The organism is Sphingomonas trueperi (assembly GCF_011927635.1).
GTDB lineage: Bacteria > Pseudomonadota > Alphaproteobacteria > Sphingomonadales > Sphingomonadaceae > Sphingomonas > Sphingomonas trueperi.
The window spans coordinates 1-17,821 of record NZ_JAATJB010000028.1 but is presented as its reverse complement, the minus strand read 5'-3'; the positions used below and the strand labels follow the sequence as shown (position 1 = coordinate 17,821).

Genomic DNA, 17,821 nt, shown 5'->3' with positions numbered 1-17,821 from the left:
TCCTTGTCCACGCAGATGACTTCGTGGCCGAAGTCCGAGAAGCAGGCTCCAGATACCAGGCCCACATAGCCCGTGCCGATCATCGCAATGCGCACAAATCAATCCTCAGATGAACACTATTCCAACGTTTTACCGTCACTGCAGCAGCGCCTGCAGGTGCGAGATCGCGGCCTCCTCGACATAATAGCCTTCGCGCGAACGATGCCGGATCGCCTCCTCAACACCGAGCTTGCTCAGGACCCTGCGCAGTTCATGCACGAAAACCTTCACGGTTGAGGCGTTTGGCGACTTGGTACACACGGTCTGCGCAAGACTTGGCGCACTGTGCGGAACGCCGGGACGCTCCATCAACTCCAGCAGCAGCAGCGCACTCCCGCGATGCCGGAGCCCGAGCTTGGAGCGCACATAATCTGCACAGATCTGCATATCCGAAACCGGACCGATCAGAATTGCCAGCTTCAGCAACTCCTGCGCGGCCTCGCGCAGCAGGGTTGCACGAAGCCCCCCACGGTCCGCCTCCGCCAGCAGCCGACGCGCGATCTCACGCGTCCCGCAGCCCGCCCGCGGAAACAGCCGCGGAAACAAGCGCCGCGTCTCGGCCGAAGGCGGACGCGCCAGCGCAGCATGTTGCTGCCCCATATCGAGCTGTGCAGAATGGATCATGGCTCTCTTCTCATGTTGCCGGCGCGCGCCGGCGGCGGCGAAAGGCTTTGGAAAATCCGGCGTGCGGCGCTGGTTGGCGGCCTTGCGCGCAACAGGCTTGCCCATGGACAAGACCGCTTCGCGCCCGCTCAAAAGGCACGCTGCCCCGTCAGCGCCATGAAGGTGCGGAGAACGATCCAGATATCGCCGGTGAAGGACCAGTTCTCGACATATTCGAGATCGGAGGCCAGCCGATTGCGCAGATCCTCCTCTTCGAAGGTCGTGCCGCGGAAACCGCGCACCTGCGCGAGCCCGGTAATGCCCGGCTTCACCGAATGGCGGCGCCAGTAATCCCCATCCACTTCCCAGTAGAGCTTGCCGCCCGCCTTCGCCCCCAATGCATGCGGGCGCGGCCCGACGATGCTCATATGGCCCAGCAGCACGTCGATCACCTGCGGCAATTCGTCGATGCTGGTCGCGCGAATGATGCGGCCGACCCGCGTGACTCGATCGTCGTCGCGCCCGGTCGTCAGGCGATTGGCATGCACGTCATGCATATCGGCCCGCATGCTGCGGAACTTGTGCATTCGGAACGGCCGGTTGCTGCGGCCGACCCGTGGCTGGCGGAAGAAGACAGGGCCCGGGCTATCCAGCTTGATCGCAACCGCGACGAGGGCGAAGAAGGGGAGGAGCAGCAGCAGTGCGACACCCGCCACGGCGATATCGAACAGCCGCTTCAGCAACCGCTCCTCGGGCGCCAGCGACTCCGCGGCGACCTTGAGCGTAGGCGAAGCGCCGAACATCCCGGCGCCGAGGGGGACCAGGCCGTCCATTTCCTCGACCAGCAGTTCGACCGGCACGTTCGCACCGCCAAGGGCGGCGGACCAGGACGCCCGACGATCGGCCGCACACGCCACGACGACGCGGTCGGCATTCCCCACCAGCCGGCCGAGCCGGGCGAGCGCGGCGGGGTCGTTCACGTCGGCGCGAAGACCATGGGCCGCGACGTCGACGATCACGCCCGCGACGTCGCCGATCAGACCGCGATGATCGCCGTCCACCAGCACCACCGTGTGCCGCCCCGTGCCGCGCGACCGCGAGCGCCTGGCCGACAGCACCATGGCGAGCGCGACCCGCGCGGTCGTGATCCCCAGCATCATCGCGACCATCATGCCGGCAAAGGGCCACAGCCAAGCGGCGCTCAGCCCGCCGAGCAGCGCCGCGCCGAACACCATCGACAGGAACGTCACGATCAACGCGAGCGACGCGCGACAGACGCTGGTCGCGGCGCTGGTGGCGATGGCCGGCGCGTAGCTGCGTCCGTAAAAGGCGATCAGCGAATACATCCCCGCGATGACCGGCACCAGCCGCGCGCCCATCGGCCAGCCGAGATGGTGGGCGAACAGCGCGGCGCCGGCATAGCCCACCGCCAGCCCCGCGAGATCCGCCGCGGCGAGCTTGACGCTGACAATGATCGTCCGCAGCGACTTGGCACCAGGCAACGCCAGTTCCAGATCGGAAGCGCCCGAGATCGGCACGTGCAGGATGGAAGCCTGGGCCTGATTGGAAGTTAACATAGTTCCCCCCGCCCCCCCGCGCGCTACGAACGCGGGCAAGCTGTTGATTCTGCGTGAATGAAGCGTTGCTCCGAGAGCGCTCAGCCCGCGCGACGCATCGGTCGGGCCAAGCGGCCGCGCATGGACCCCGCCCGCGATCCATCCACCCGCGCCATCCGGCCGACGGGCTGCGGGGCGAAGACTCGAGCCGCCAGGGCGCCAACCGGCCGCAACGCTGCGCACGCCACCTCCACGGCCACTGATCGATTCACCATGAGATCTCCCCCTTGCAGACCCTCCGAACCGGGCACGCCCCGTTCAGAAAAACTTGACTAGAATGAAGATGGCTGCCCAGATCGGCACGCTCATCAGCAGGCCCATCAGCACGCCGCGCAATGGCCCCGAAATCTCCTCGCCATTGGATTGCTGAAAATCCTCCAGCGCGAAGTCGACTTCGTCCAACCTTAACTTGGCGACATCGATTTTTTCGGCAGACCAGTCCATGGCGCATCCTTCAATTACGTTGCACGAACGTTCAGACAGCAAGCATCGCGGGACCGGACTGCGCCGACACGCGCCCCCCCCACCAGGGACGGCAGGTCGAAGCACGCCCCCAGAAATGGCCCTGCTGCCAGACGAGACCCAGCTCCTCCGAGAGCTTCGCCTGGGCCAGGGTATCGACCCCGTCCGCGACGACGATCCGTGCGACGGCGGCAGCAAGCTGCCGCAGCCCCGTCAGGACCTCCCGGTCGTGCGGTGACGTCGTCGAACGCCGGACGAACCCGCGATCGATCTTCACGATGTCCGGCGCGATGGCGACGAGCTGGCGGACCGACGCATATCCCGCACCGAAGTCGGTGATCGCGACCCGACAGCCGAGCCTGCGCGCCTCTTCGCAAAAGCGCCCCACCTCCGCGCTCCTGGCCAGCGCCGTGCCTTCACCGACCTCCAGCACCAGACGCGCGGCGATGGCCGGCGCCCGTTCGAGACGCCGGGTCAACTGGGCCCACCACGCGCTGCCCACGACGCCGACCGAAGAAATCGAGGCCGACAGCACGACGGACGCTTCCGCCTCGAGTTCGGCCACCGTCGCCCCGACCACGATCTCGTCGATGATGCCGCGAAAGCCGATCCGCTCCACGGCAGCCAGCACGTTACGGGCGAGCCAGGCGTCGGCGACGGCTTCCTCGAGCCGAACGGTCGACTGGTAGTACAGGACCTCGCAGGAGGCGCGCGCGACGACCGGCCGCCAGGCGATGCGAAGTGCGCCACCACCCAGCCCATCTTCCCCCGCACGCGCGAGCATGCAGAGCAGCTTGGAGGCCACCGCCATGTCGCGGCGATAGCGCGACGCGCCCTCCCCCGGATCGGTCACCGCATCGCCGGAGAATCCGGACATGCCGTCCGCGCCGCGCGCCTCGACGCCATCCACCAGCGCCGACCATTCGGCGGCGAGCCAGACGTGCACGACACCCCATTCCGTCCAGAACGGGACCAGCGCAACCGACCGACAGACCCGGCGGATCCAACCCCGGCAGGCATCCGACAGCGAACCAGCGTCCGCGAGCCGCGCCCGCGGAAGGGTCAAGCAGATGGAATGATCGGCAGCCAGTTCGGGCACACCCCCGACTTCGAGACGGGAGATCACCGAACATACCGCCCGTGCAACGCGCGCTGCCGAAACAGCACCATATGATTTCAGTATTTCATTAATATTACAGATCTTTACGGTGAACGATACGCTCTCGTTTTCTGCACATCGGATACTCGCCTCGGTGCATTTCTCTATATCCGCGCTGGCGGGCGCGCCCTCCGATGCACATCCATGTTCATGTCTGATCGACATCAGGTACCTCCGCCACCGCACGCCCTTGACTTGAAGGTCTGTTACCTTTTTAGCCAAAACTGTACCAGTGCGCAATCGCGTAAATGGTTGAGTAACGTTTTTTTCGACGCGCGGTCGGCCGAAAGCCCTTGTTTCCTGCTGGCTTGCGAGGGATTTCCGGCGGCATCGGCTGCCGGCCGGTATTGGACCCTGTAGCGCATGCCGGTGCCGTAGGTTCTTGCGCGCGCAGGCGGCGAGGGCGGCTCGGGCCGCGCCGATATGCTTGCAGGTGCCGCCGCCGTGGAGGCTTGGGGCGCCGTCTGTCCATCCACCTCCTCGCGCCACATGCGCGCCGCCAGGCTGCGCTCTTCGGCGCCCATCGCCGATGTGTAGATCGCCGTGGTCTTGATATCGGCATGCCCCAGCCAGCGCTGCACCATCGTCAAGGGCACATTCGCCTGGATGGCCTGTACTGCAAAACCATGCCGAAGCCCCTTCGGGCTGGCATGATCGCCCACAATACCGGCGCTTTCCATCACTTCGCGGATGCGGCGATAGCCGGTCATGCGAGACCACGGCCATAATCGTTGCGTAGACTCATCAACTTGCAGGGCTTGCTTGCGAAGTATGTCGAGCAGGGCGACGGGAAGCGGAATTCCACGGTATACGATCTTGCCGCGCTTTTTAAGGCATTTCACAATCAACGCCTGTGCTTCGAAATCGATGTTTTCGGGGGTTAACGCAAGCGCCTCTGAAATGCGGCATCCGGTATACGCGATAGTCAGGCAAAAGCTTTGAACGTCTAGCGCGAGATTGCGTGCTTTATCGGCAAACATAGCAAGCTCATTGCCGTTTAAATATTTGCGTTTTCCGCAATTAGTGAAAATCATCAGTTCCATTACGGGCTTCCCGATAGCGACCGCGTTTGCTTTATAAATGAATCGTTCTGTCTGCTGGCAAACTGGTACTCATTTTTGCGTGATACATTATTGGCTAAACTGTAACAGTAAAAAAGCCATTAATTCACACACTTAGGTTATTTCATTCTAGCCTGTGGCAGTATCCGCCTAAGGCAAAATGGGTGTCGCCGAAGGGTTCGCCTATTAGGGGTGCTCCCGGGGGGGGCGACCGCCAAAGCCTGCGGAACGCCCGAATTCAGGTCCAGCTGGTCAGGGGGGAAGCGCCGACACTGCCATCAGCCGGCCTCGCAGCGCTTCCCCCTGCCGGGAATTTTCACGCCACGACTGCGCGCTGCACGCCCCTTCTGGCCCAGGCCCAGCTCGCGCGCGAGGGCACTGCGGCGCTCGGAATAGGTTTCAGCGACCATCGGGTAGTCCGGCCGAAGGCCGTACCGCGCGCGATACTCGTCCGGCGTGAGCCCATGGGCGGCAAGGTGCCGCCGCAGGGTTCGATAGGGTTTGCCGTCGATCATCGAGATGATGTGATCGCGCGAGGCAAGCGATTTGCGAACGGAAACGGCAGGAACATGCGCCGACGGCTCCGGCCTTCGTTCCGGCACCTCCAGCGGTTCCTCGACGGGCGATCCGTTCGCGAGGTCGATCACGGTGGCATGCACGCTGCGTAGAAAGGCCGGGACCTGCTCCGCAGCGACAGGATCGCTCTGGTTTCCCAGCCATGCAATCGTCAGCTGCGTCGCCAATTCGACAGCGGTCAACCCGGGCTCATCTTTCATCCGTCAGCTCCCACCCAACCCTCATCGCCCAAAGACCGCGGGACTCGTCATCCTCAGCAAAACTCATCCGGTCACGCGCACATTTCAAAACGAAACCCTCTATTTCCTACCCCCCTCCTGCCACACTTCAATTCCAAACCACACTTTAATCTCGCGTTCATTTAGTACATTGCGGATTTCCAGATGTTGCGTTTTCAATTTACGATATCGTTACTGACGTATTACGATTCAATACGATTCACTCCATGACGCCCAAGAGATGATTCGAATTGCTGGTCATGAAAACGATACCACTGTCTCGCCGGGGTCGCGGACGGTGGCGGCCGCGACGATAACGCCGGTCAGTGCGCGTCGGTTCCGTAGAAGCCTGTACCCCATCGAATGAAGCAGCCGCGTACACGATTGAAACTACGCGATTATCCGGATAGCAAGGCGCCAACTTGGTTACGCTGGTAAGACGCGCGGGAATGGTTGCGGCGAGGGTCGCATCCGGTCTACCCGGGTAAACCATGCGCATGCTGCGGTTGCCCTTTCGCACCCCTCGCCCCAAATCGAGTAGGTTCGTGGTCGCGCGCGATGTTCGTGCCTACGCGATCGGTGACGTACATGGACGCCGCGATCTGCTGGAGCAGTTGCTGGCGCGAATCGACGCCGAGCGGCGCGCAGCCCCCCGCCGCGAGGAGCATCTGATCCTGCTCGGCGACCTGATCGATCGCGGCCCCGATTCGCGGGGGGTGATCGATCTGCTGCTGGCGCGATCGCAGGTCGATCCGACGCTGACGCTGCTCTCGGGCAACCATGAGGAAATGCTGCTGACGATTCTCGGCGGCGCAGCCGAGCATCTGGGCGATTGGCTGCGCTTCGGCGGCGAGGCGTGCGCGCAAAGCTATGGCATCGATCCGCTCGAACTCCAGGCGATGCCGGCGGAAGCGACGATCGAGCGGCTGCGCGCGGCCATTCCGGCCGCGCACCTGGAACTGCTTCAAAATCTTCGTTCGCATCTCGCCTTGGGGGGATATGTTTTCGTTCATGCCGGGATTCGGCCGGGCATCCCGATCGAGCACCAGCAGACCCGTGACCTCCACTGGATCCGCACGCCGTTCCTGCGCAGCACCGCCGATCATGGTGCGATGATCGTCCACGGCCACAGCATCAGCCCGGAGCCCGACTGCCGCGCGAACCGCATCGGCATCGACACGGGCGCCTATGCGAGCGGCAAGCTGACGGCATTGTGCATCGATGGCCCCGAACGCCGCTTCCTCGACGTTCAGGGCTGAACGCGGGCGCGCAGGTCAGGCATCGCCCGACCGGACGCGGGCAATCCTCCCGGGGGCGACATCGCTGGCGACAACGGCGTTGGCACCGATCACGGCTCCCTCCCCGATGGTGATCGGGCCGACCAGGACCGCACCCGCATAGACGGTGACGCCGTCTCCCACCACGGGATAGCTGGCAAGAGCGGCGTTCCGCCGCCCCAGCGTCACATGCTGATAGAGGGTGACGTTGTCGCCCAGCCGAACGTCGTCGCCGATCACGATGCCGACCGGATGCGGCAATCGCAACGCAGATCCGAACCGCGCGGCGGGGGAGATGTAGCAGCCATAACGCCGGACGATGTGCCACCAGATCAAGGCGGAAATCGCCTTGCCGACCGGGGTCCCGCGCGCATGCCAGCGCTGCATCGCCCGCGCCAGGGTGACGACGGCAAATCCGGGATTCCGGATCCAGGCCTGGATCGCGCCCTTGCGCCCTGTTCTGCTGGAATTGACCATCAGGTCACCGCGCCAACCGGCACCCATCTGCATTGCCTTTCGCTTGATGCTACTGATCCGAGGAAGTCTGTTCCCGACCGTTGCCGGCCGCGCGGACATGCTTCGTCGTGAAGGGGTCGATCCAGATGCCGGCGCCGCTCACCATCCGCGCCGCATCGTCGCCGATCGCTCGCCCGATGTCCCGCAGGCTGCCGCAGGCGTTGCGCTCGAGCACGACATCGGCGGCGCTGGCTACCGAGATGCAGCCCTGCGCCCGCCCGGAGATCCGGTTTCGCCGCAGGATCAGCCCGGCATGGACCGCGGTGGAAAGCAGGCCGGGCGGCGTATCCGCGCTCTCCGCGTAGATCATGATCGCCGCGGCGACGATGCCGCGACGCACGTCCTCGCCGGTGCCCGCGATCACATTGTCCTCGACGATCAGGTTCTGCGCGCCGGCCCCCTCCTTCCAGAACGCGCTGGTCGCGACCTTGATCGCGTTGAACCCGGTGTCCGCCATGCGATTGCCGCGGATCAGCCCGTTTGGCCCCTGCGCCAGGATGGCGTGGCATTCGCAGGCGCCGATATCGTTGTTGACGATGGCGTAGCGGGTGCCGCGCAGGCCGAGATCGCGGACGTAGCGGACGTCGGCGAGGCGAACGCCGGGCGCGGCGATCTGCACGCGCGCGACGGCGCCGGGCCCGTCGATCATGCGCCGATCGGTCACGGTGCCGTGCGCCAGATAGGCCAGCGCGCCGTCGAACAGCGCGACATCGGCCCCCGGCGCCAGCCCGCCGCCGCGGAGCGGGACGCGCAGCGCGCCCTGCGGGGCCGCCGATGCGGCGAACAACGGGCTCGCCAGATTGATGGCGTCGTCGCCGGTGCGGGTGATCCGGTTGTCGCGCAGCAGGATGTCCCCCGCCATGCCGCTGACGTGCAGCCCGTCATAGGCGATCGTCGCGGCCGGCGCGCCCGCCTCGCCGAAGCGCGAGTCGACCACGGCGAGCCCGCGCCCCATTCGCGCGACGAACAGGCCCATGCCCGGGCTGTCGCGCACCGTCACGTGATCGAAGACGATGTCGTTGGAGGCGGGCGCGCCGGGGTTGTCCGCGATGCTCAGCGCCGAGCCGAGATATGCGGTGAGCTTCACCGCGACGCGGGTACCGTCGCGCAGCGGCGCAGACAGCCCCTGGACGGCATAGCGCCGCCCGCTCGCGGGGGTCAGGGCAAGAGCGTCGCGGTAGAAGAGGTAACGACTGCGACCGCCGCGATACGTCCCTGTCGCGCCGAACAGGACGGAAATCTGATAGGCCTTGGCATGGGGCGGCGGGAGCGGCTGGCCGTCGTCGAACGCCACCACCCGCGCCGCGCCGCTTCCCCGCACCGTCCCGGCAAGCACGGCGGGGCGGGCATAGCCGAACGAGAGCCCCCGAACGGCGACACGGTTGGAATTGCGCAGCACCAGGCCCTTGCCCCAGCCGTCGAACCGGACGATCGCGCCGTTGCCGACGACGGTGACGTCGCGTAGCCCCGCCAGCGTCACGCCGGGCCGATCGTCGCGTACCGGGATGCGGTAGACGCCCGGCGCCATCGACAGCACGCCCCCGCCCGCGGCGCGCAGCCGCGCGGCCGCCGCCTCGATCGCCGCGGCGTCGTCGTCACCCGGCGCCACCTGCACGACGAGCTGGCCCGGCGTCGCACGGGGCAGCGCGACCGCGACCGAAATGTTCCTGCCATCCGGTCCGATCCAGGTTTCGCGCAGCACGCCCGCGTCGCCGGTGACCGGGCTCAGCGGAGCAGCGGTAGCCAGCGTGCGCCATTGCGGCGAGGCGCCGTCGGAGCCCGCCACGTCCAGCGCGCCCAGGGCCAGCACCACCATCACCGGCACGGCAACCACCATCGGCCGAACGCCCCCTTCCTCATGCGTCATGCCCTGGACCCCGCCTCCAAGCCGCGGCGCCGCGGCCCAAACCCGACGCGCGGCTCGCCCTATTCGATCATCACACCCAGATCAAATGAAACAAATATCTCGAACGCTACACAGACCATCTGACGCACCGCAGAAGTTAGACAGCAATAAACCTACGTCACACTCTAATTGACAACATACTTACCTTGTGCAATGCGCCATCAACTTCGAGATACTTCCACCTGCAATATATTGATTGTAATTTTTTGGCATGGATAAATACAGTTTAACCGACATGTCTTATCCAGCAGGGCGCGCATCTGTGCGTCACGGCAGACAGGCGCGCGCCAGGCACCGGCCGGCGGCAGCACGCCGCCGCAGCGCCTATCTGTTCGTGCTTACCGCGCATTTCGTGGTGGCCGGCTCGAATGCGCTCGCCGCGGTGCTGTTCCCGTCGGCGCTATGGGCCTATGCGGCGCTGGCGATCTTCATCTCGCTGAGCTTCGGCATCCTCAAGACCTCGCCGGCGACCTTCCTGTTCTGCCTGCCGCTGCTCGCGCTGCGGATCACCGAGTTCATTTCGGGCGCCGCGATCGAGAGCGGCGCCTTCATGACCGAAACCCAGACGATCGGGCACCCGACCGGCGCCTTCTCGCGCCTGCTGCTCGTGTACATCCTGTTCTTCGGGGTCATCGCCGCGCTGGTCGAAGCCTTTTGGCCGCGCCTGCGCCTGGCGTTTCGGGCCGCGCGGCAGCTGTGGGAGACCCATGCCGCCTTCATCTGGAAAGGCCTGCTGGTATCGGCGATCCTGTGCTCGCTGCTGCTGCTCTGGACGGGGCTCCAGCACGGCTTCCCGCTGCTCGCGGGTATCGATCGCTTTTCCTACGAGCGGCGCGTCGATTCGCCGCTCTACGGCGCCTTCATCCGCAACCGCCTGGTGCTGGTGCCCTTCATCGGCCCCCTGCTCGCGCTGCCCCGCTATCGCACGCGCGCTGCCGGCCTGACCGTGTGGCTGCTGGCCGCCTCGATCCTGTTCGGAGAAAAGTTCACGTCGCTCGTGCTCATCGTCAGCATGGTGGGCATCCCGGCGGTGCTGGTGCACATCGCCCATGACCGGCCGATTCCGGTGCGATCGCTGGCGATGGGCTCCGCCATCATCACCGCACTCACCATTCCCGCCGTCCTGCTCGCCTATGGCGCAGCCTCGGACCTGGATCTGGCGATGCAGCGCTATGCCGATCGCACGGCGCTGCAGGGGCAGCTCTGGTACCAGACCGACAAGGCGTTCGCGCGGCCGATCGCGTTCGACAAGCCCACCCTCGCCGCTGATGTCGCCACCTGGTTCACGCCCAGCGCCCAGGACCCGAGCATCGCCCGCACCGATTTCGGTCGCTACTATGTGATGAAGCAGTTCACCTCCTGGGAGTACATGCTCGGCCTCATGAAGCTGAACAGCGGGTTCGTCTTCTCCCTCTACCCGTATATGATGATGACGACCGGCGTGTCCGGCATGATCGCGGCGTCGACCTTCCTGGCGCTGTACCACGCCTTGCTGCTGCTGTTTCTGTCACAAGCGCTGGCCCGCGCCAACTGGATCGCGGCGCTGCTGCTGGGCCGCGCCGTCAACTCGCTCTACGCGACCTATGCCGACGGGTATCTCTGGAACATCTTCGGCATCAAAACGCTCGGCACGATCGGCGTCGCGCTGCTCTTCCTTTGGGAACTGCAACGTCGCGACAGCATCCTGCGCGCCATCGCGCGCACCGCCGGCGGGCGGAAACCGCCGCGCGCGCCGCGCCGCGTCCATCGCATTCCGGCCCCCGGCCGCCCATGAATTGCGCCCCATTCCGGCCCTGCCCGCTGTCCGCGCCTGCGCGAGGCGCACCGGGCGGCACCCCACGCTCCTGATGCTGGCCCCATGTCGACACCATCGCTGACATCGAACGCGGCCATCACCACCGCCGCGCTGGCCATTTCGAGCGGCATGAACTTCGTCGCCCTCTTCGTCTGGACGCACCTGCTGCAGCCGGCCGAGTTCGGCACGTTTTCGCTCGTCTCCGCGACGGCGCTGCTGCTGAGCGCCTTCGCCTTCGAATGGCTGCGGCTGACCAGCGCGCGAACGCTGTTCGACGCGACCCAGCCCTATGAGATCAGCCCGGCGCGCGCGAACGCGATGCTGGCGCTCTATGCCGCCTGTTGCTGCGTGGTTGCGGGCGCGGCGATGCTGCTTTGGGCGTGCGGCATTTCCGCCCTGGGCATCCCGCCCGGGGTGCTTCCCGTGGTGGCCGCCTTCGCCTTCACGGAAATGGCGCTTTCGCTGATCAACACGATCAGCCGCATCCGCACCGAAGCCTGGCAATATTTCGCCTCGATGGTCGCGCGGTCGATCCTCTCGCTGCTCGTCGGCGTCGTGCTCGTCGCCAGCTTCGGCTATGGCGCGACGGGTGCGATATGGGGCACGGTCACCGCCCAGGCGGCGGTGGTCCTCGCCGGCGTGGTGCTGGACCGGTTCTGGCGCACCCTGCGGCCCTGGCAGGCCCGCAAGGCGGAACTGGGTGCGGCACTCCGCCTGGGGGCGCCGCTGATCGGCAGTTGCACGCTCACCTATGGCGCGAGCGTCGTCGATCGCTTCCTGATCGCAGGCGTCCTGGGCGCCGCCGAGATCGGCCATTACATGGCCCCGGCCGACCTGCTGCAGAAGACGCTGGTCTTCGTGATGATGGCGATCAACCTGACCGCCTATCCCACGCTAGTCAGAAGCTATGAGCGCGACGGAAGCGCGGCGGCGGGACGGGTGTTGCAGAACAGCTTCCTCCTCCAGCTGGGCCTGGGGCTGCCGGCCGCGATCGGCATCGCCGTGCTCGCCCCGGGAATCGCGGACCTGCTCTTCGGCGAAGCCTATCGCGACCAGGCGAGCCGCATCCTGCCGCTGCTGGGAATCGCGTCGCTGTTGCGCTGCCTGGTCACCTTCCAGCTGGCGATGGTGTTCCAGATCAAGAAGCGCATGAAGCTGATGCTGGTGCCGCCGGCGATCACGCTCGTCACTATGGTTCTGCTCGCCCCCCCTGCGATGCGGCTATGGGGCGTGCTGGGCATGGCCATGGCGGCGTCCACCGCGCAGTTCGTGACGTTCGCGGTCAGCCTCGTACTGTCGAAGCGGGAAATGCCGCTGGCCTTCGTCACCGGCGAGACGCTGAAGATCGCCGCGGCCGCGATCGGCATGGGCGCCTTGCTGTACCCGCTGCGCGGGCTGCACGGCGCGCTCCCCACCCTCTCGTTCATCGCCGCGGGCGGCATCGCCTATGGCGCGCTGCTGCTGGCATTCCAGTTCGGGCCGGCCTGCAAGGCCGCGCACCGCGTGCCGATCCTTCGCGCGCTGCTGGCGCGCTCCGCGTCACGACGACCCTAAAGCGACCGCCACCGCGGCGCGCCGAACTCATCTTACCGGGGAAATGATGCATGGCTGAAACAACGGACCTTCTTGCGCGCATCGGCAGCGACGCGGCGACGCGCCCGCCCAGGGTCGCGATCGTGCATTACTGGCTGGTCGGCATCGCGGGCGGCGAGCAGGTGGTGCGCTCGCTGCTCAACATCTACCCGCAGGCGGACGTGTTCACGCTCATCGCCGATCCGGACGTTGCGCGGAAGCTCTGCGGCGACCGCAAGGTCGGCACCAGCTATCTGCAGAAGATTCCCGGCGCGACGAAGATGCACCGCAAGCTGCTGCCGCTGATGCCCGGCGCGCTGGAGAATCTGGACCTCAGCGGATATGATCTGGTCATCTCGAGCGAATCCGGCCCAGCCAAGGGCGTGCTGGTGCCGCTGGGGGCCAAGCACATCTGCTATTGCCACACCCCGATGCGCTATCTCTGGGACCAGTTCCCCGAGTATCGGCGCGAATCCGGTGCGCTCGTCCGCTGGATGATGTCGGCCCTGATCGGGCGGTTGCGCATGTGGGATTTCCAGTCCGCCGCCCGCGTCGACGCCTTTGTCGCCAACTCGCACCATGTCGCCCGGCGGATCGCGCAATATTACCGGCGCGAGGCGGCGGTCATCGCGCCGCCGGTCGACGTCGACAAATTCCATCTCGCCGACGCGGTGGAGGACTATTACCTGATCACCGGCCGGCATGTTGGCTACAAGCGGATCGACCTTGCGATCGATGCGTGCGAGCGGCTGGGCCGGCGCCTCGTCATCACCGGCACCGGCCCGGATACCGACAGCCTGAAGCGCCGCTCGGGCAGGAACACCCTGTTCGTCGGGCAATGCAGCTTTGCCGAGCTGAAGGACTATTACGCCAAGGCGCGGGCCTTCCTGATGCCGGGCGAGGAAGATTTCGGCATCGCGCCGGTGGAAGCGATGGCGAGCGGGCGGCCGGTGCTGGCGTTCGCGCGGGGCGGTGCGCTCGACACCGTGATCGACGGCACGAGCGGGATCCTGTTCGACGAACAGAGCGCGGACGGCCTGTGCGATGCGATCCTGCGGTTCGAAGCGGGGTCGGCGCGATTCGAGCCTAAGGCGATCCGCGCGCATGCGAGCGGCTTTTCCCGCGCGCGCTTCGAGGCGGACTTCAAGGCGTTTGTCGACCGGCAGTGCTGAGCCGGGGGGCGCGAGGGCGATCCTGCCCGAGCGCCCTCCCAGACTGGCTCGGGGCCAGCGCACGCGGCCGTGCCCGGCGATGCCGCTATTCGGGTTTGGACGGGGTGCGCTGATCGAGCGCCTTCTCGATCAGGCGGCGGATGGCGACGGCGCGGGCAGGCAGATCGGGCTGCTGGCTGCGCCAGGCATCGATCTGCGCGAGCCAGTCCAGCGTTACCCGCATCTGGAAGAGTTCGCTCTTTTTCATGGCCAGGTCTTTTTGTTTTCTAAGGACTTGCGTCTGGAAGCGGGTCGTGGCGGGCGCCGTCAGCCGGACATCGCCTCGATCAGCTTCTTCACGTCCTGGCTGCGTCCGCGCGGCAGCACCAGCACGTCGCCGCCGGATGCCACGACGATCAGGTCCTGCACGCCGACCAGCGCGACCCGCTTGCCCGGCTCGCTCTGCACCAGGCAATTCGAAGCCTCGATCGCGACGACGTCGCCGCGCACCACGTTGCCGCCGGCATCGGGATTGCTGATCGCGTGCAGCGCATCCCAGCTGCCGACGTCGCTCCACCCCATCGCCACCGGCACCACCGCGACGCGCGGCGCCTTCTCCATCACCGCATAGTCGATCGAATCCGCCGGGCAGGCCGCGAAGCTTTCCGCATCGGGGAAGATGCGCGCGCCTTCGCGCCGCGCCTTGTCCATCGCCTGCTGCGCCGCGACCAGCATCTCCGGCGCGAAGACGCTGAGCGCGCCGAGATACATGTCGGCGCGGAAAAGGAAGATACCGCCGTTCCAGGCATGGTCGCCCGCGGCGAGCATTGCCTCGGCGCGGTCACGCGGCGGCTTCTCGACGAAGCGATCGACGCGGTGGACGCCCGGGGCTAGCTCCTCCGCGCCGATCTTGATCCAGCCATAGCCGGTCTCAGGCGAGTCCGGGGTGATGCCGAAGGTGACCAGCCAGCCCTGGTTGACCAGCGGCAGCGCCGCGTCGATGGCAGCATGGAACGCCGCGACATCGGAGATCACGTGATCGGACGGCATCACCAGGATGGGTTCGCTGCCGCCACCCGCCGCCATCGCCGCCAGCGCGATCGCGGGCGCAGTGTTGCGACCGATCGGCTCGAGGATCAGCGCCTTCAGCGACGTACCTACGCCGGCAAGCTGTTCCTCGACCAGTTCGGCATGAAACGCGTTGGCCACGATCACCGGCTCGGTGAACCGATCGCCCGACGCGCGGCGCACGGTGAGCTGGAGCATCGTCTCTTCGGCGGTCAGCGACAGCAGCTGTTTGGGCCGTTCCGGCCGTGACAAGGGCCATAGCCGCGTTCCCGATCCACCCGAAAGGATCACGGGCGTGATCAATGTACGGCAAGACATTCGATAAAGTTCCTGAATTCAATCCTGCAGTCTTCGAGGCAAGAAACACTGATCACGCTCGAAACCGTCCCCTCTTCCCGCCGAAGCATCTTACGGCACACCGCATTTACGTGCACGCGGTTTATACCAATTTAACCGTCGCGCGATGTATTATTGATTTACATTGGCGATACTTGACCAGGGCTGAAAATCTGGTACAGACAAGACTTCGGCATATTTGAGCACTACACGAACCGCTCCATATATGCAGACCGGTAGAGCAGATAGGACTAGCCGGGTCGCATTGGCGCCAGAGCAGCTGCTCTGAGCGACGACGGTGAAGAGCCCGCCCGATACCCCCCGCGCGGGCTCTTACTGTCGCCATGTTTGATGCGGCCGCAACCGCCGTCTTGCGCGACCCGCACGCGCGTTGTCAGCCATTATATTGCCGTTGAGGGTCGCGGGGCTGGTGGGTCGCGTCCCGGGACGTGGTGTATCTGAGGTGTGGCCATCGGAGATCTTCGGATAGGTTTGGGTTGCGAAATCCAACCAACGGAGACTCCGATGACCGAAGATACGATGGGCGTTCAGGCGCTGCTGGGGAAGAGCGCGGATGCTGATTTCCTGCGTGTGCTCTGCCACCTGAAAACTGGATCTTTTTGAGCTAGAGTTTTCGGCCTAAGATTTCCTTGACTGGGCAAGGGGGCGTGGCATGAAGGCATCGAATTTCACGGACGCGCAGAAGGCGTTTGTCATCAAGCAGGGCGAGGAAGGTACGCCGGTGGCGGAGGTCTGCCGCAAGGCCGGGATCAGTCAGGCGACGTACTTCAACTGGAAGAAGAAATACGCAGGGCTGTTGCCGACGGAGATGCGGCGGCTGCGCGAGTTGGAGGAGGAGAACGGACGCCTCAAGAAGATCGTGGCGGACCTGACACTCGACCGGGAGATGCTGCAGGATATCGTCCGCCGAAAGCTCTGAGGCCGGATCGGAAGCGCGAGCTGGTCGGCGGGATGCTGGCGGACTGGGGCGTATCGATCCGTAGGGCTTGCAAGGTCCTGCCGTTCGACACCTCGAACTACCACTACAAGTCCCGTCGCACCGATCCGGCCGCGATCAAGAAGCGCATAAAGGCCATCTGCGAGACGCATGTCCGCTATGAGCTGCTGCCGGTTTTTCGGACACGAGGTTAAGCTACATGCGCCTGCCGCTCGAAGTCCATGGGGCTGAGATAGCCCAGGGTCGAGTGCCTGCGTGTGGGGTTGTAGAAGCGCTCGATGTAATCGAACACGTCAGCCCTCTCTCCGCCCAGCAACCTCTCCGTCGACGAGGTGGCGACCTTGGCGCTTTGCGACCCGTGGGCCGCCGGTGCGGAACGCATCCAGCAAAAGGGTTGATCTGATCGGCTTACCTACATGATTTTAAAGATAGTTTTCGCTTTTCTGACGGCCACACCACAGCATGTCGAGAAATGAGGCGTCGGCGCATAGTGAACTAAGTTCGGCTGATCGATGATCAATGTCACCGCGGATGGGCCGAACCAGAAATGGATAGCGGGCTACATCCCTCCATTTCCCGTTGGACGTCTGCTGCCCAGCGATCAAGCGCCTCCCGCTTCTCAGGCGCGTAGCTGTGAAGCGCGTAGACTGTCGCCGTGACGCCCTGCACGGCGTGGTTCAGCACTCGACCAACGATTGTCTCCGTGACGCCCAACCGCACCATGTGTGTCGCCGCAGTTCTGCGCAAATCGTGGAGCACCCATGGCTGCAACGCGCCCCCAGACGCGGCGAGAAAAGCATCGAGCCGCTGCTTAAGTTTTGCGAAACCACTGATCGGGCTATTGCCGTCACTGGTCCAGACGTAATCCCCAAGCCGGGGCACGGACCGGAGCAACCGAACTGCGAGAGCCGAAAGAGGCACAAGATGCGGTCTGCCTGATTTCGCCGATTCCGATGGAATCACCCAAACCGCTGCGTCCAGATTGATCTGCTCCCAGCGCATCTCCGCCACCTCAGTTCGGCGTTGTGCTGTAAGTAGGAGCATTTTGATGAAACCACCGAAAGGATACCCCAGCAGGTCGGCACCAACGTAAACCCGCCGCACCTCGTCCATCTCGAGCACCCGGTCGCGCGGATTCTCAATCTTTGGCTTGGCAATTGCTTCCGCGGGTGACGCCTCTATCCAGTCCCGCGAGACAGCGTATCGAAGAAGCGTGCGGACCAAAGTCAGGTTCCGGTTCGGCGATACCTCGCCTTCGATCGACTCGATCAGTTCGCGCACGTCCGCACGGCGGATAGTATCCAGTTTCCGGTCGCCCCACTTCGGCAGAACGTGGATCTCCAGGCGTCGCTTTTGCAACTGCCAGGAGCGGTTGTTTGGCTTGGCTACCTTGTCCAACCAATCCTCTGCCAGCTGAACCGCGCCGGGTCTGCCGGAGGCGTTGGGTTGTGAGTCACGCTGCCATATCGAGGTTGTCCGCGGCAGCATAATATTGCTCTTCGGCTTCG

Annotated in this window: 16 protein-coding genes and 2 pseudogenes; 5 read left to right on the top strand and 13 right to left on the bottom strand. The window is 65.1% G+C overall.

Going from position 1 to position 17,821, the window contains the following annotated elements:
• From GGR89_RS21600 to GGR89_RS21570, 7 genes are all read right to left on the bottom strand, one after another.
• Nucleotides 1–95, bottom strand: a 95-nt coding sequence (locus tag GGR89_RS21600) for a hypothetical protein (RefSeq protein WP_167713054.1), incomplete at its 3' end; no start/stop codon positions are given.
• Nucleotides 96–135: 40 nt separating this feature from the next.
• The gene (locus GGR89_RS21595; protein WP_125978076.1) at nucleotides 136–768 is read right to left on the bottom strand and encodes a helix-turn-helix domain-containing protein; all 633 of its coding nucleotides are present in this window, start codon (nucleotides 766–768) and stop codon (nucleotides 136–138) included.
• Nucleotides 769–791: 23 nt separating this feature from the next.
• Nucleotides 792–2,219 carry a sugar transferase gene (locus GGR89_RS22745; protein WP_280741008.1) on the bottom strand — a complete coding sequence of 476 codons (1,428 nt, stop codon included), beginning with the start codon at nucleotides 2,217–2,219 and terminating at the stop codon, nucleotides 792–794.
• Nucleotides 2,220–2,516: 297 nt separating this feature from the next.
• Nucleotides 2,517–2,702: a hypothetical protein gene (locus GGR89_RS21585; RefSeq protein WP_125978080.1), complete on the bottom strand. Its 186-nt coding sequence runs from the start codon at nucleotides 2,700–2,702 to the stop codon at nucleotides 2,517–2,519.
• Between the two features lie 31 nt (nucleotides 2,703–2,733).
• On the bottom strand, nucleotides 2,734–4,044 hold the full coding sequence (locus GGR89_RS21580) for an EAL domain-containing protein (protein ID WP_125978082.1): 1,311 nt from the start codon (nucleotides 4,042–4,044) through the stop codon (nucleotides 2,734–2,736).
• Between the two features lie 41 nt (nucleotides 4,045–4,085).
• Nucleotides 4,086–4,922: a tyrosine-type recombinase/integrase gene (locus GGR89_RS21575; RefSeq protein ID WP_245201758.1), complete on the bottom strand. Its 837-nt coding sequence runs from the start codon at nucleotides 4,920–4,922 to the stop codon at nucleotides 4,086–4,088.
• A gap of 296 nt (nucleotides 4,923–5,218) precedes the next feature.
• Complete coding sequence (locus GGR89_RS21570) at nucleotides 5,219–5,716, bottom strand: Ros/MucR family transcriptional regulator (RefSeq protein ID WP_125978083.1); 498 nt, start codon at nucleotides 5,714–5,716, stop codon at nucleotides 5,219–5,221.
• Nucleotides 5,717–6,279: 563 nt separating this feature from the next.
• Here GGR89_RS21570 and GGR89_RS21565 point away from each other — a divergent pair.
• The gene (locus tag GGR89_RS21565; RefSeq protein ID WP_241213655.1) at nucleotides 6,280–6,993 is read left to right on the top strand and encodes a metallophosphoesterase family protein; all 714 of its coding nucleotides are present in this window, start codon (nucleotides 6,280–6,282) and stop codon (nucleotides 6,991–6,993) included.
• 15 nt (nucleotides 6,994–7,008) lie between these two features.
• On the opposite strand, the gene GGR89_RS21560 is transcribed toward GGR89_RS21565, so the two are convergent.
• Nucleotides 7,009–7,515 (bottom strand): serine O-acetyltransferase, encoded by a 507-nt coding sequence (locus GGR89_RS21560; RefSeq protein ID WP_209092452.1) that lies wholly within the window; start codon nucleotides 7,513–7,515, stop codon nucleotides 7,009–7,011.
• A 22-nt stretch (nucleotides 7,516–7,537) separates the two neighbouring features.
• Nucleotides 7,538–9,394: a right-handed parallel beta-helix repeat-containing protein gene (locus GGR89_RS21555; protein WP_125978089.1), complete on the bottom strand. Its 1,857-nt coding sequence runs from the start codon at nucleotides 9,392–9,394 to the stop codon at nucleotides 7,538–7,540.
• A 301-nt stretch (nucleotides 9,395–9,695) separates the two neighbouring features.
• Between GGR89_RS21555 and GGR89_RS22855 the strand changes: the two genes are divergently transcribed.
• The 3 genes from GGR89_RS22855 to GGR89_RS21540 all read left to right on the top strand — a co-directional run bounded on the left by GGR89_RS22855 (nucleotide 9,696) and on the right by GGR89_RS21540 (nucleotide 13,972).
• Nucleotides 9,696–11,207 (top strand): DUF6418 domain-containing protein, encoded by a 1,512-nt coding sequence (locus tag GGR89_RS22855; protein ID WP_125978091.1) that lies wholly within the window; start codon nucleotides 9,696–9,698, stop codon nucleotides 11,205–11,207.
• Nucleotides 11,208–11,291: 84 nt separating this feature from the next.
• Nucleotides 11,292–12,782, top strand: coding sequence for a lipopolysaccharide biosynthesis protein (locus GGR89_RS21545; protein ID WP_125978093.1), 1,491 nt, complete (start codon nucleotides 11,292–11,294; stop codon nucleotides 12,780–12,782).
• 50 nt (nucleotides 12,783–12,832) lie between these two features.
• The gene (locus GGR89_RS21540; protein ID WP_125978095.1) at nucleotides 12,833–13,972 is read left to right on the top strand and encodes a glycosyltransferase; all 1,140 of its coding nucleotides are present in this window, start codon (nucleotides 12,833–12,835) and stop codon (nucleotides 13,970–13,972) included.
• Nucleotides 13,973–14,057: 85 nt separating this feature from the next.
• On the opposite strand, the gene GGR89_RS21535 is transcribed toward GGR89_RS21540, so the two are convergent.
• Nucleotides 14,058–14,219 carry a hypothetical protein gene (locus tag GGR89_RS21535; protein ID WP_164521917.1) on the bottom strand — a complete coding sequence of 54 codons (162 nt, stop codon included), beginning with the start codon at nucleotides 14,217–14,219 and terminating at the stop codon, nucleotides 14,058–14,060.
• Between the two features lie 59 nt (nucleotides 14,220–14,278).
• Nucleotides 14,279–15,337, bottom strand: coding sequence for a mannose-1-phosphate guanylyltransferase/mannose-6-phosphate isomerase (locus GGR89_RS21530; RefSeq protein WP_206431285.1), 1,059 nt, complete (start codon nucleotides 15,335–15,337; stop codon nucleotides 14,279–14,281).
• A gap of 691 nt (nucleotides 15,338–16,028) precedes the next feature.
• Between GGR89_RS21530 and GGR89_RS21520 the strand changes: the two are divergent.
• Nucleotides 16,029–16,474: pseudogene (locus GGR89_RS21520) on the top strand (transposase); the annotation flags it as partial.
• A gap of 29 nt (nucleotides 16,475–16,503) precedes the next feature.
• Here GGR89_RS21520 and GGR89_RS21515 read toward each other — a convergent pair.
• Together GGR89_RS21515 and GGR89_RS21510 are read right to left on the bottom strand one after the other, a co-directional pair.
• Nucleotides 16,504–16,614 (bottom strand): annotated as a pseudogene (locus tag GGR89_RS21515) (IS3 family transposase); the annotation flags it as partial.
• Between the two features lie 221 nt (nucleotides 16,615–16,835).
• Nucleotides 16,836–17,821 (bottom strand): tyrosine-type recombinase/integrase (locus tag GGR89_RS21510; protein ID WP_209092450.1); only part of this gene is annotated, 986 nt, incomplete at its 5' end.